The 13059-nt window shown below is 72.9% G+C and carries 13 protein-coding genes; 5 read left to right on the top strand and 8 right to left on the bottom strand.

Annotated features, from left to right (window positions below):
- The first annotated feature begins 34 nt into the window (after positions 1–34).
- From ACIQ87_RS02695 to ACIQ87_RS02685, 3 genes are all read left to right on the top strand, one after another.
- A complete protein-coding gene (locus ACIQ87_RS02695; RefSeq protein ID WP_402400482.1) occupies positions 35–964 on the top strand; it encodes an NADP-dependent oxidoreductase in 930 nt (309 codons plus the stop codon).
- A gap of 298 nt (positions 965–1262) precedes the next feature.
- Complete coding sequence (locus tag ACIQ87_RS02690) at positions 1263–1994, top strand: MIP family channel protein (protein ID WP_402400480.1); 732 nt, start codon at positions 1263–1265, stop codon at positions 1992–1994.
- A 327-nt stretch (positions 1995–2321) separates the two neighbouring features.
- Complete coding sequence (locus ACIQ87_RS02685; protein ID WP_402400477.1) at positions 2322–3110, top strand: SDR family NAD(P)-dependent oxidoreductase; 789 nt, start codon at positions 2322–2324, stop codon at positions 3108–3110.
- A 141-nt stretch (positions 3111–3251) separates the two neighbouring features.
- On the opposite strand, the gene ACIQ87_RS02680 is transcribed toward ACIQ87_RS02685, so the two are convergent.
- A complete protein-coding gene (locus tag ACIQ87_RS02680) occupies positions 3252–3659 on the bottom strand; it encodes a hypothetical protein (protein WP_402400475.1) in 408 nt (135 codons plus the stop codon).
- A 511-nt stretch (positions 3660–4170) separates the two neighbouring features.
- Here ACIQ87_RS02680 and ACIQ87_RS02675 point away from each other — a divergent pair.
- Entirely contained in the window at positions 4171–4944 is a 774-nt protein-coding gene (locus tag ACIQ87_RS02675; protein ID WP_402400472.1) for a GNAT family N-acetyltransferase, read from the top strand.
- Positions 4945–5282: 338 nt separating this feature from the next.
- Here ACIQ87_RS02675 and ACIQ87_RS02670 read toward each other — a convergent pair whose 3' ends face one another.
- The 4 genes from ACIQ87_RS02670 to ACIQ87_RS02655 form a co-directional block, all read right to left on the bottom strand.
- Complete coding sequence (locus ACIQ87_RS02670) at positions 5283–5990, bottom strand: hypothetical protein (RefSeq protein WP_402400470.1); 708 nt, start codon at positions 5988–5990, stop codon at positions 5283–5285.
- Between the two features lie 675 nt (positions 5991–6665).
- Positions 6666–7217: a hypothetical protein gene (locus ACIQ87_RS02665; protein WP_402400467.1), complete on the bottom strand. Its 552-nt coding sequence runs from the start codon at positions 7215–7217 to the stop codon at positions 6666–6668.
- Positions 7218–7221: 4 nt separating this feature from the next.
- On the bottom strand, positions 7222–8481 hold the full coding sequence (locus ACIQ87_RS02660; protein ID WP_402400913.1) for an amidase domain-containing protein: 1260 nt from the start codon (positions 8479–8481) through the stop codon (positions 7222–7224).
- A gap of 2 nt (positions 8482–8483) precedes the next feature.
- Positions 8484–8816 carry a type VII secretion target gene (locus ACIQ87_RS02655; RefSeq protein WP_402400464.1) on the bottom strand — a complete coding sequence of 111 codons (333 nt, stop codon included), beginning with the start codon at positions 8814–8816 and terminating at the stop codon, positions 8484–8486.
- A gap of 641 nt (positions 8817–9457) precedes the next feature.
- Here ACIQ87_RS02655 and ACIQ87_RS02650 point away from each other — a divergent pair.
- On the top strand, positions 9458–10045 hold the full coding sequence (locus ACIQ87_RS02650) for a hypothetical protein (protein ID WP_402400461.1): 588 nt from the start codon (positions 9458–9460) through the stop codon (positions 10043–10045).
- A 745-nt stretch (positions 10046–10790) separates the two neighbouring features.
- On the opposite strand, the gene ACIQ87_RS02645 is transcribed toward ACIQ87_RS02650, so the two are convergent.
- From ACIQ87_RS02645 to ACIQ87_RS02635, 3 genes are all read right to left on the bottom strand, one after another.
- Complete coding sequence (locus tag ACIQ87_RS02645; RefSeq protein WP_402400458.1) at positions 10791–11114, bottom strand: hypothetical protein; 324 nt, start codon at positions 11112–11114, stop codon at positions 10791–10793.
- A 176-nt stretch (positions 11115–11290) separates the two neighbouring features.
- Positions 11291–12562 (bottom strand): PP2C family protein-serine/threonine phosphatase, encoded by a 1272-nt coding sequence (locus tag ACIQ87_RS02640; RefSeq protein WP_402400456.1) that lies wholly within the window; start codon positions 12560–12562, stop codon positions 11291–11293.
- Positions 12563–12633: 71 nt separating this feature from the next.
- Positions 12634–13056: a MarR family winged helix-turn-helix transcriptional regulator gene (locus tag ACIQ87_RS02635; RefSeq protein ID WP_392872236.1), complete on the bottom strand. Its 423-nt coding sequence runs from the start codon at positions 13054–13056 to the stop codon at positions 12634–12636.
- Between the last annotated feature and the right edge of the window lie 3 nt (positions 13057–13059).

Raw genomic sequence — 13059 nt, 5'->3', positions numbered from 1 at the left:
ACAGACCAACTCTCCTGGAACCGAGGAACCTTCCATGACCAAGGCGATCGCCTTCTCCGAGTTCGGCGGCGTGGACGTGCTGCGCCCGATCGACATCGAACTGCCCGCCCCGGGCCCCGGCCAGGTGCGGGTCGCGGTCCGAGCGGTGGGCGTCAACCCGGTGGACCGCAGGCTGCGCACCGGCGAGCTGGCCGGGCTGTTCCCGGTGGTCTTCCCCTACGTGCCGGGCGTGGAGGTGTCCGGCACGGTCGAGGCCGTCGGTGCCGAGGTGAGCGGCTTCGAGCCCGGCGACGAGGTGTTCGGCAGCACGATGGGCGGCGCCTACGCGGAACACGCGCTGCTGGACGCGGCGGCGCTGGCCCACAAGCCCGCCGGGCTGGGCTGGGAGGAGGCCGCCGCGCTCCCGACGGCGGCCGAGACCTCGGAGCGGGTCCTGGACCTCCTCGGCGTGCGGCCGGGCGAGACGCTGCTGGTGCACGGGGCGGCCGGCGGGGTGGGTACCGTGCTGCTCCAGTTCGCCCGGGCGCGCGGGATCGCGGTCATCGGCACCGCGAGCGAGGCCAACCACGACCACCTTCGGGAACTCGGCGCGATCCCGGTGGCGTACGGCGAGGGCCTGGCCGAGCGCGTGCGGGCCGTCGCCCCGGGCGGGGTGGACCGGGCGCTGGACGCGGCCGGGCGGGGCGGGGTGCTGCCGCTGTCGGTCGAGCTGACGGGGAGCACCGACCGGGTGCTGACGATCGCCGACTTCGAGGGCGGGCAGGAGCACGGCGTGCGTTTCAACGGTGGTGTCGAGGGCGTCGAGCCGTACCACCAGCGAGCCTTCGCGGCCGCCGTCGCCCTGCACGAGGCGGGCACCCTGCGGCTGCCGCTGCACCGGGTGTTCCCGCTGGCGGAGGCGGCGCAGGCGCACCGGGTCAGTGAGGCCGGACACCTGCGCGGGAAGATCGTGCTGACGGTCTGAAGGCCGTTCCGGCCGGCCTGCCGACCGTTCTGCGGGCCGGCCTGTCAGCCGTCCCGCCGACCTCCGAGGGCCGTTCGCCGCCCGGCCTGTCCGCGTCTGCCCGTTTTGCCTCCGTTTTGCATTGGGCTCGCCATTTTCGTACGGTTTCATCCGTTCGGAGTAATTCGGCAGGCGGACGCGCCGTGAACACGGTGGTGGGCCGCTCGGCCGACATGCGATCCCTCGAACGGTCGACCAGGGTTGGCCGGACGTGGGCGGTACCGGACCGCCTGCCCTGACGGTCAGGAGGACCAGGCGCATGGGTGGAACGGACAAGCGGGCGGTGATCGGCGAGTTCCTCGGGACCCTGCTGCTGGTGCTGCTGGCGGTGGGCGCCGCGGTGCTCGCGGGGGAGGCGATCGGTGCGGTGGGCATCGCGCTCGCGTTCGGCTTCGTGCTGCTCGCGCTCGCGTACGCGCTGGGCCCGATCTCCGGCTGCCACGTCAACCCGGCGGTGACGCTCGGCTTCCTGCTCGCCCGCCGGATAGACGGGCGCACGGCGGTGTCGTACTGGGTGGCGCAGGTACTCGGCGGCATCGCGGGTGCGGCGCTCGTCCTGCTGCTCGCGAAGCAGGTGCCGGGGCTGGAGACCCACGGCAAGCTCGGCACCAACGGCTGGGGCGAGCGCTCCCAGGTGCACATCAACGCCGGCGGCGCGTTCCTGACCGAGGTCGTCCTCACCTTCCTGCTGGTGTACGTCGTCCTGGCGGTCACCCACCGGCTGGCCGCGGTCGGCTTCGACGGGCTGCCGATCGGCGTCGCGCTGGTGGTCGTCCACCTGGTCGGCATCCCGCTCACCGGCACCTCGGTTAACCCGGCGCGCAGCCTCGGCCCGGCGCTGTTCGCGGGCGGCGAGGCGCTGTCGCAGCTGTGGCTGTTCCTGCTCGCCCCGCTGGTCGGCGGCGCGCTGGCGGCGGGCGTACACCTGCTGACCCACCCGCAGCCCAACCTCCAGGTGGCCGAGGCCCTGGCCACGGACGCGCGGGTGTAGCTCCCGCGGCCTGCACCGCGCATCGGCTGCAGGCCGGTCGAACGGCGGCCGAGCAGCGGCCGCACATCGGCCGAACGGCGGCCGGGACCGTGGCGACGGTCCCGGCCGCCGTTGTCGTTCCCGTTGTCGTTCCCGCTGTCGCTGTCGCTGTCGCCGTCGCTACGCCGTCGCTACGCCGTCGCCGTCGCAAGTGCTCTCTGTGGCCGTCGCCCCGCGTGGTGCCGCCGCCAGAGTGTCCCGGGCCGCATTTGAGCCGCCGACCGGCCGGATCCGGCGCACCGGTCGAAGGCCCCCGACTCCCGCCCCTCCGCTGGGTAGAGTCGCGCCATGGTGACTGTGAACGCGGGGAGCCCCGCGGCCGGGCGACTGGCTGGCCGCTCCTGTGTGGTGACGGGCGCGGCCAGCGGCATCGGACGGGCCGTCGCCGAACGCTTCGTCCGGGAGGGCGCGTCGGTGGTCGCCACCGACGTGGACGCGGCCGGACTGGACCGGCTGGCCGAGCAACTCCCGGGCGCCGTCAGCACGGTGGTCGGCGACGTGGCCCGGGACGAGGACGCCCGCCGGATGGTGGCGGCCGCCGTCGAACGGCACGGGCGACTGGACGTCCTGGTCGCCAACGCCGGGATCATCCCGCTGATGGAGATCACCGAGGCCACCGCCGAGGACTGGGACCACGTCATGGCGGTGGACGGCCGCGGCATGTTCCTCACCTGCAAGTACGCGATCGAGGCGATGACGGCGCAGGAGCGGCCCGGCGGCTCGATCGTCTGCCTGTCCTCCATCTCCGGCGAGGCCGGCCAGCGCGGCCAGGCGGTGTACGGGCCCGCCAAGTTCGTCGCCTCCGGCCTCACCAAGCACCTCGCCGTCGAGTGGGCCGACCGCGGCATCCGGGTCAACGCCGTCGCCCCCGGCACCATCACCACCGAGCGGGTCGCCCGGCTGTACGACGAGCCCGGCGGACCCGAGTACCTCGGGGCGATCGAGAAGCTGCACCCGATGGGCCGGCTCGGCGCCCCGGCCGAGGTCGCCGCGGCCGTCCTCTTCCTCGCCTCGGACGACGCCTCCTTCGTCACCGGGGTCGTGCTGCCGGTGGACGGCGGCTACCTGGCGCAGTGATCCCCCCGGGCACCGCGCTCGCGGCTTCCGGCGGAGCGCCCCGACCGCCCGGCGAGCAGCCCGGCGGGCGTGGCCACCCCGTCCGCCCCGGTGTGGATCCCTGATCCTCTTGTCGAGCCGTTCCGGCCGGGGCGCTGACCGTCAGTCCTCCGCCGGCTCGACGACCGCCGCGACCGAGCGATGTCGGAGCCCAGCGGCCACAAGCTCCATCTCGACCAGCGTGCCCACCAGACCGGTGGTCCTCAGCTCGTGGGCCATGGCTCGGGCCTGTGCCAGCGAGAGCCCGTGAATCTCCCGCAGGGCACGCAGGACAGGGACAAGGCTCGACTCGGGCCCCGCAAGGCGAAGTCGAGCGGGGCCGTGCTCCGCCGGCAGCGCCTGACGGATCTCCTCGGGAGTCGGCCCGCCGCCGTCCTGCTCGCACCACGCCGCGGGACAGGTCCGGCACCTTCCTTCGGTGCCCCACCACACCTGCCCGCGGTCGATGAACTGGCCAACGTCGCGTATCAGCACACCGTCGCAGTCGTCGCAGTGCGTCGTGATCTTCACGCCTTGAGTGATCACCGGACTCCCCGTGTTCGGTCCTCAGCCTGCGGATCTTCCCGCGTGCGTATCCGCTCGTCGACCGCAATTCCGCACGGAGTTGTCACGCCGCCGGGAGCGTCGCCTCGTGCGTGGCGAAGACCTCGGCGTCGACGGTGTTCGCCCGTGCGTCGCCCGGCGTCACCCCGCGTGTCCTGCGCCACTGCGAGGAACAGGGGCTGCTCACCCCCGACCCCCCGAGCACCGCGCCCCAGCGGCTACCGCGAGTACGGCGAGCGGGACGCGGACACCGTCCGCGGCATCCGCACCTTCCCTACGGCCGGACCCGGCTGCGCCGTGATCGCCGAGGTCCGCCCCACCCGCCGCACCCCGGGCAGTGCCCGTCCGGCCCTCCTGCCGCGCCCCGGGCAGTGCCCGTCCGGCCCGCCTGCCCGCCCGGCCTGCCCGGCCCGCCGCTCGCGGCAGGTGGCGCGGAAACTCGATGGCGCGCGCTCCCGCTCCGTGTTGGAGTGAGCGGATGGATCATGACGAAGTGCTCGCCCTGTTCGACGACCGACTCCGACGCAACGCGCCGCCCGACCCGGACTGCCGTGTCGAGCGCGACGGCGCCGTGGTCCGGCAGGTGGGTCCGGAACACAGCTGGAACGGCGTGGTCTGGTCCGGCCTGGACGAGGCCGGGGCGGACGCGGCCATCGCCGCACAGGTGCGCCACTTCGCCGGACTGGGGCTGGAGTTCGAGTGGAAGGCCTACTCCCACGACCGCCCCGCGGACCTCGGCGCCCGACTGCTGGCGGCCGGCTTCACCCCGGAGCCGGACGAGGCGCTGATGATCGCCCGGATCGCGGACCTTCCCACCGATGCCGCCCTGCCCGAGGGTGTCCGGCTGCTCCCGGTGACGGACCCGGCCGGGGTGGACCTGCTGATGGAAGCCCACGTACAGGCCTTTGGCACCGAGCGCCCCAGCCTGCGCGAGCGGCTGCTCGACCACCTGCGGCACGGCGCCGAGACGGTCAGCATGGTCGTCGCGATGGCCGGTGACCGCCCGGTCAGCGGCGCCCGGATGGAGCTGATCCCGGGCACCGGGTTCGCCGGCCTCTGGGGTGGCGGCACCGCGCCCGACTGGCGAGGCCGGGGCATCTACCGCGCCCTCGTCGCCCACCGCGCCCGCCTCGCGGCCGAGCTCGGCTACCAGTACCTCCAGGTCGACGCGAGCGACCAGAGCCGGCCCATCCTGCAGCGCCTCGGCTTCGCCTGGCTGAGCACGACGACGCCCTACGTCCACCAGCCGTAGGACCTGCCGGGGGCGGGCGGGTCCTGGCCGGGACGACGGAGCCTGACGGGAGTCGGGTTGATCCCCCCGCCGTGGGCACCCGTCCCGGGGTCGGGAGGTCCATGACCACCCTGTGGCCAGTCGGCCGACCGGCCCCCGGGGCCCTGGCAGCCCCGCTGTCCGCCGCCGCTCACGGGCTGCCCGCCGAACGGACGCCCGCCGGCCGCGTCGGATGTCTGGCCGGCACCGGCCCGTCACTCACCCACCCCACTGAATCCCCCCGGAAGCTTCAGTGGTGCCTCTCAGACTCCTTCGCCGTCACCGGAAAGGGCGCTGGAGCCGTACGAGTCGCCCTCGGATCAGGCGACGGTTTCCCTGGCGGCACGGCCACCGAGCAAACCGGCATAGGCGGCGAACTCCGGCAGGAGCAGACGCAGTGCCCGGCGCCCGTGAAGCGCGGCAAGAATCCCGATCTCCTCCGGCCCGGGCGGGGTGGCACCGGGAAGCGGATGCAGGCGGCGCATCCCGCGCAACAGCTTGCTCCCGGCCAGTGTCCGCGCCGGGGCGCAGAGGACGGCGAGCGAGAGCACGGCCAGGGGCACGCCCACCCAGAAGGCTTCCTGCGCCGCGATGGCCACGCCCGTACCGCCTGCCGCAAGAGCCGGCAGGGCGGCCATCGTCAGCCGGGCTCGTCCGCATCGCAGGCCACGCCCGGCCAGTTCGGCGCGCACCTCCTCCCGAGCCCGCCGTACAGCCGGAGCGGCGGCGGCATCGGCCAACGACAGCTCCCGGCCGAACGCCGCCCACGCGGTTCGGTGCAGCGAGGTCACGTCACGCCCGGGGCCGGTGTGCACCACCCGCCGCAGTCGGCCAAGCCGGCCGACATCGATCACCCCCGCAAGGTGGAGTTCTACGACGGCCACGTTCAGCGCCGCTCTCGAACCACCCCGCACTCCCGCCACGCCGGCCGCCGTCAGGCCGTCGGCCCGCCCCCTCACGGGCAGCCACCGCAACAGCCCCGCACCGACAAGCCCGGCCACCACACACACGACGCCGATCGATCCCACCACGCCCCCCGTCGACGGACAGCAGCCCCTCCCCGGCCCGCCCTCCCAGAAGAGTGACACGGCCGGGTGACCGTCTCGTTTGCCGGGCCCGCACCGTCCGGCAGCACCAGGACGTCCCGTCATTGTCAGGGCTGCTTACCGCCCTCCCGCGCGTCTCCGCGATCAGGCCGCCCTCAGCTTCACCGGCCTGCTGCGACAGGCCTGCGGCGGGGCCTTTCCTCCCCGCCCGGCCTAGCGGCGCCTCGTGGCGCACGGTCTGACACTTCCATGCGACCGCGCCGACAGCCCAGGGCGCTTTCCGACCACCGGATTGATCGCCGCGGCTATCACGTGGCCGGCCCTCGGTCTGGGGCGGCCCGATCCGGACCGGGCCGAAAAGGTCTCCGGTGGCGTTGTGCCCTCGCCCTCTGCCCCTGCCGATCGGCAGGGGCAGAGGGCGAGTTGTTGCTCAGACTGTGCTGGTCAGCACATGTGCGGGAGAGGCGGCCGGGGTCATCGTTGAGGCACCACGAGCGGGGGCCGTCTGGTCCCCTGGGAAGGAGCCTCGACATGTTCGACCTCTGCTCTCTGCGCGTCCTCGGAGCGCAGCCGGCTGGGCTCGCCCTCGTCGGCTTGGGCGCTGGCTTGGGCGCCGGCTTGGGCTTGGGCATCGGCCTGGTGCTCGCGCGGCGGCGATCAGGCCGGGAGCCGTGCCTGACGCGCCGCGGCCGCAGCGACCACACCCGCACGGACCACACCCGCAGCGGCCGCGCCCGGAGCCGTCACACCTGGTGCCGTCGCACCTGGTGCCGCCGTGTCCGGAGCCGTCCTGTCCGCCGTGACGGCGTCCGTGAGCCGGCCCTGCCCGAAGCAGGTGCTCCGCTGCGTGCCGGTGTCGTGCGCGGCGGTCTGCGCGAGGGCGTACTGGAACGGCACCCCGATCGCCGCCACCGGCAGCAGGACGCACAGCAGAGCGTGCCCCAGGCCGATCCGGAACGTCCTGCGCCGGATGGCGGTGACGAGCTGCCAACCGCCCCAGCACACCGTGCCGATGCCGAGCACCAGCCCCGCCCAGGCGAGCGGCAGCACGTGGGCCGGGGCGCCGGGGCTGTCCTGGCAGCGGCTCACGAGCGCGTGGATGTCGCCGTCCGCGAGGAGCGTCGGCACGCCGAACGCCCACCCGAGGCAGCCGAGCACCAACGGGCCGCCCGCCCGCAGCCACCGGGGAGAGCGCTGTTCCTCGTTCATAGGCCTAGTACCAGTCCGGATTCACGCGGACGAAGTGCAGCTTCTGGTGCCCGCGCTGCTCCTGGAAGCTGTCGATCCGGCCGCCCAGGCTCGCGTTCTGCTGGCCGCCGCTGTGCTGGGTGTAGCGGATGTCCCCGTCCGGGGTCACCGCCGTCACCACCGCGGTGTGGTGGACGACGCCCTTCTTGTCCTGCGAGTCCTGGTCGGAGTCCTCCTCGTAGTAGACGATGTCCCCGGGCCTCACCTCGTCCGGAGTGAGCTCCCGACCGCCGTGGCGCAGCATGAAGTCGTGCATGTTCTGCGCCCCGGCCCAGCTCTTCGAGTAGTCGAGCCGCTGGTCGAACCAGTCGCCGCCGGCGTCGTCGCTGCGCCCCCAGGTGTCGTCCCCACGCCAGCCCCACCACTGGTCCCACTTGGCGTGCACGCCGCCCCGGCGCAGCGCCTCCGAGGCGAAGTTGGTGCAGTTGTCGTCGAAGACGTCGATGGTGGTGTCGTTCCAGTGCTCCAGCGCCCACTGCACGGTCTTCACCCGGTCGTACTTGGCGTTGGGCCCGCCGCGCAGGCCCACCTTCACGTCGTCGGGGATGCCGGGGAGGTTGGCGAGGGTCACGGGATCGGAGAGCATCAGCTGCTCGCGCTGGTTGTCGGTCAGCGCGTTCCACCAGTCGCTGACGAGTCGGGGGTCCTGCCCGCTGGGGATGTCCCCGGTGTACATGGACAGTTCGGTCTGTGAGGCTTCGCGCTGGAGCTGGTCCAGGGCCTTGCGCGGATCGGTCTCGCAGGCCGCCCCGGCGAGCTTGCGAAGCTCGGCGGAGGCCAGCCGGTCGGCCTGGGCGGCCTCGCGCAGCGCCTCCTGGAGTAGCGCGTCGATCTCCTGGACGACGTTGTCGTCGGAGGCCGCCGCGCCGCCGCTGCCGTGGACGGTGGCCGTGGACTCGTCGACGGTGAGGCCGTACTGCCTGGCCATGTCCAGGGCGGAGTTCAGGGTGAGTTTGGCCCGGGTGATGCTGGCGCTCAGCCCGTCGAGGACCATGACGACGCCGCGCATGATGTCCGCGCCGGCCTCCAGGATCTGGGCCTGTTCCTGGAGTTTGCGGCCGGCGGCCTCGCCGACCTTGTCCTTCCAGTTCTCCTTGAGCGGGTCGACACCGTTGGCGTGGATGTCGTTGACGGCTTGCCACGCCTGCTTGGACAGAGTGAGCCAGGAGCCGGCGGCGGCGTCGACGCCGATGCTGTTGGCGGCCTTGAGCGCCGCGATGGTCATCGTCACGGCTGCTGCTCCGTCGCCGCACCGCCGAGGTCGTTGAGCGCGGACTCGAGCCGGCGGGCGTACTCCTGGTCGGCCTGGTCGTAGGAGTGGGCCGAATCGTGCAACTGCTTCGAATAGACGTGTAGTTGATCGACGACGGACTTCACATGGGCCTGCCAGGCGTCGGCGCAGTCCTTCAGCGCCGGTCCGGAGTCCCAGGCCGACATGCTGTCGGCGGCCGTGTGGCTGTCGTCGAGCCAGTGCCCGACGGGCCCGAAGGTCTTGGCGGCCTCGGTGAGGCCGTTCGCCGACTGGCGCAGGGCATGCGTCTGGACGTGGATGTGGTTCACCGTCAGTTCCCCCTACCCGGCTATGTCGACTCTGATCGACATGGGTGCGGTCATCGTAGCCATCGGATTGGAAGGGAGAGGTCATCCGGAAGTCATGAAAAGGTAATCCGACAGGGCCAATTGCCTTCGTTCCTGCCGGTCCGGAGCGGTCGGCCACTGCTCCGGCGGTGCAGCCCTGGGGTCCGGTTCGATTGGCAGCTCGTAAAAGGGCGCCCGGAGAGCCCTGGACCCGATCGGTGCCGCGCCGACGATGGCGGACGAGACCAGGCGGGGGACCTGCGCCCGACGAAGCGCGCACCGGAGGTCCCGTGCCGGCCGAGCACGCATGGCATGTCATGGCACGGCACGGCACGGCACGGCACGGCATGGCACGGCGCCGGCCGCGGCGAGCAGCCGACTCGCCCGTTCCCGCCCGCTCCCGGCCGTCCGGAAGAACCGACCCCGGTGGAACCCGAGTTCGGGGGAACCCGTCCCGGACGGGCGAACGCCCGGGGCGTTACGGGTGATTTCTCCGTCGGATTGCGATTCAGTCGTGGATCCGCCTCAAGGTGTCACGTGAGACGTGTCCAGGATCGGCCTGGAACAGCATCCGGGACACCGAGAGCGGGGCCCGGGCGGCGCAGTCGAGAGGGAAGACGACCATGCACGTGATGCGAAGCGGCACCCCCGGTACCGGCGGCCGGGCTCTGCGGACGGCGGGCGCGCTGCTCGCCCTGCTGCTCGTGGGCGCGGCGGCGGGGTGCGGCGATGGCGGCGGCTCCGGCTCCGCAGCCACGTCCCCGGCGGCCACGGGCGCCACAGCCACCGCCACTGTCACCGAGTCCGCCCCGGCGACGGAGGCCGCCACCGAAACCGCCCCCACCGACCCTGCCGCGGCCAAGGAGGAGGTCACCAGCAACTGGGAGCGGTTCTTCGACCCCAGCACGTCGGTCACCGACAAGGCCAGGCTGCTCCAGGACGGCGACATGCTGCTCCCGGTGCTCCAGGGCTTCGCCCAGGACCCGCAGGTCGGCCAGGTGCAGGCCAAAGTCGAGGACGTCGCGTTCACCGACGCGAGCCACGCGACCGTCACCTACTCGCTCTCGCTCCAGGGCAACGCGGTGGAGCCGAGCGAGACCGGCCAGTCCGTCCTGGACAACGGCACCTGGAAGGTGTCCCGCTCGACCCTGTGCGGTCTGCTCACCAAGGCGGGCAGCGCCACCGGCAACCCGATCCCCGGCTGTAGCTGACCGGATGCGGTCGACCCGCACCGCCCGTAATGCCATCCTCCCGGTGCCCCGTGATCTGCTCGCCGGCAGCGGCACCACCTGCGCGACGAGGCCTTCACGGCCCGTCCCACCCCGCCACCGACGCCGGGCCCGCCAGCGGCGCGACCGCGAGCGCCAACCCGGCCACCGGGATCCGGACCGGCCTGGCCACCTCCCTTGCCAGTCCGGTAGGCAACGAGGTGTTCAGCAGCCCGCGCTACGGCGCCCAGACGCTCTTCCAGGCGCTCAACGACCGCGGCGGCCTGCACGGGCCCACCAGACCTGTGGCGACAGCGGCAGCGGGGTCGGCAATCAGGACTGCGTGCACCGGCTGATCAACCAGGCACACGTCCTCGACTCCGCGGCGTCCGTAAGCGAGCGGCCAGGCGGTGCCGGACGTCGGCGCCCGCATCGATCCACCGTCGGCCCTCGTCGGTTCAAAGGAGGAGCCGCTGGAACGCCAGAACGAAACTCCGTGGCAGAGCCTCGTCGGCCGGTCGGCCGGCCGGCTGGTGGCGGTGGCGCAGGAGACGAGGGCCTGGGTCGTTCGCGCGGCGGTCTCATCAGCAAGACCTACCTGAGTGCCGACGGCTTCTGCCGCCTGCTGCCCTGATCGTCACGCCTGGGCAGCGGGCCGACTGCGCCCAGTTCGTTCCAGTGCCGGAGAAGATCGGGCCCCGGCTCGGGTCGGGCGGGCCCCGCCGCAGATGACCGGCGCCGGGCGGCTCTAATCGGTGAGCTGAAACGGAGACCGGTGCCACGGAGCGCCAGGCGCGTCCCGCTCGGCCGCCCAGCCGATTGGCAGGTCGGCCAGCTCTCGCATGCCTGAATTGTGCTCGATCGCGGCCCAGATGCACATGGCCGTGCATGCGCCGACGGGGTTCGGGTCGTTCACGCCGTCTCCGACGAGCCAGGAGTTCTCTTCGGTGTGGCCGACGAACAACGCCAGGAATTCTCCGTTCGCCACCGTCCACTGAACGACGGCCCCGAGGTTCGGAGGGAACTCGGCCTTCTCGAAGGGCCACGGGAGTGACCTGAAGATCTCGTGCACGGGAGCACGCTATAGCAGCTCCAGCCGTGATTGCCGACGTTCCGCGACTGCGCGCAATCCGTAGCTCGGGCTTCGGGCGAGGCCGACGGCGGGCGGTCGACAGGTTTCAGCTGACAGATGACAGATTTCGAAATCTGTCATCTGAAGTCTGTCATCCGTCAGTCGCCCGCCCGCCCTCACGGCAGTCGCTCGACCACGACCATGGCCGCGTCGTCGTCCAGTCGGCCGCCGACATGGGCGAGCAGGTCGCGGCGCAGGTGATGGAGCAGGGCGGTGGGGCGCTCGGACCGCCAGGCGGTGACGCGTTCGGTGAGTGGGTAGAAGCGGCGCTGGGCGTCGCGGGCCTCGATCACGCCGTCGGTGTAGATCAGCAGCCGGTCGCCGGGCTGGAACTGGAAGGTCTCCGTCTCGTACCGCACCGGTGCGAGTTCGCCGAGGCCCAGCGGTGGGGCGGGGTGGCGGGCGGCGAGGGTGGTGATGCCGTCGGGGCGCAGCAGCAGCGGGGGAGGGTGGCCGCAGTCGATCAGGCGGACCGGGGAGCCGTCGTCGGGGATGTCGAGCAGGACGGCGGTGATGAAGGACTCGCCGGCCTCGCCGCTCTCCTTGGGGGGCTCCTCGGGCGCGGGGAGCGGCAGTGCGGACAGCGCCTGCAGGCCCTGTCGCTCGCCCCGCTCGCCCCGGTCACCGCGCCCGCCCCGCTCCCGTCGCTCCTGCCGGTCTCGCCGGGACTGTTCGGCGAGCTGGGCGAGGTCCCAGCTGACGCTGCCGTCCAGGTAGGCGGCCAGGTCGGGCAGTTCGGCGTGCAGGTGGGCGGCGGCCCGGAAGGCGCCGAGCAGCAGGGCCGCGTCGCCGAGCGAGGACAGGCCCTTGCCTCGCACGTCGCCGACCAGCAGCCGGGTGCCGGTGGCGGTGCGGGCGGCCGCGTACAGGTCGCCGCCGACCTGCGCCTCGGCTTCGGCGGCCAGGTAGACGGAGGCCAGGTGCAGCGGTCCGATCCGGTCCGGCAGCGGGCGCAGCAGCACCCGCTGGGCGGCCTCGGACACCGAGCGCACCCGGGCCAGTTCGCGCTCGTGCCGTTCGCGCAGCACTCGCAGGCCGATGATCAGCGTCGAGACGATCAGTTGCGCACTGAGCTGGGTTTGGATGTTCGTGCTGGTCAGACTGTCGCGGACGACGCCGATGACGGTCAGCGCGGCGAAGGCGATCGCGGCGACCGTGGCGGTGGCCCGGGGGCCGGCGAAGGAGGCGGTGATGGCGGGGGCGACGATCAGCAGCGGGCCGAGGTGGATGTCCGGCGGGGAGAGGATGTCGACCACGGTGATCAGCACGATCAGCGCGAGCGTCAGCGCCGTCAGCACCCGGCGGTCGGGCCGCCAGGCGCGGCGGCGGTCGGGGGGATGCGGCGCGGGCGGCGGGTGCGGCGCATCGGGACGCTGCCGGAGGGGCACTCCTCCTCTGTACACCGTGGAGGTGGCACGGCGCACCCCGGAGGGGCAGGGGGCGCCGGTCGACGTGCCGGTCAGCCCTCCTGGCCGTAGCGGGCCAGGTAGTCGGCGAAGCGGGCGACGTCGTCGTCGGACCAGTCGGTGAAGCGCGCCGTGAAGGAGAGCCGGCGCTGCTCGTTGGCGTCCCGCAGCAGGGTGAGCCCGGCCTCGGTGGCGCGCAGGATCTGGCCGCGCTGGTCGTCCGGGTCGGTCTCGCGGGCCAGCAGGCCGAGCTTCTCCAGGGCGGTGACCTGACGGCTGACGGTGGACTTGTCGAGCATGAAGTACGCGGCCACGTCGGCGGCCCGGCAGCCGCCGCGCTCGGTGATCAGGTCGAGGATGCTGTACGTGACCAGGGAGAGGTCGGGGTGCAGCTGGGAGGCCTTGTGCCGGGCGCGGCGGGCGAAGGCGGTCAGCTCGCGCTGGATGGTCTCGATGGACGACTGGCGGCCGGGCACGGC

Source organism: Kitasatospora sp. NPDC096204, from assembly GCF_044763205.1.
In the GTDB taxonomy this organism is placed as follows: Bacteria; Actinomycetota; Actinomycetes; order Streptomycetales; family Streptomycetaceae; genus Kitasatospora.
Note: the sequence above shows the minus strand (reverse complement) of the source record. Positions and strands in the feature narration are given on the sequence as shown.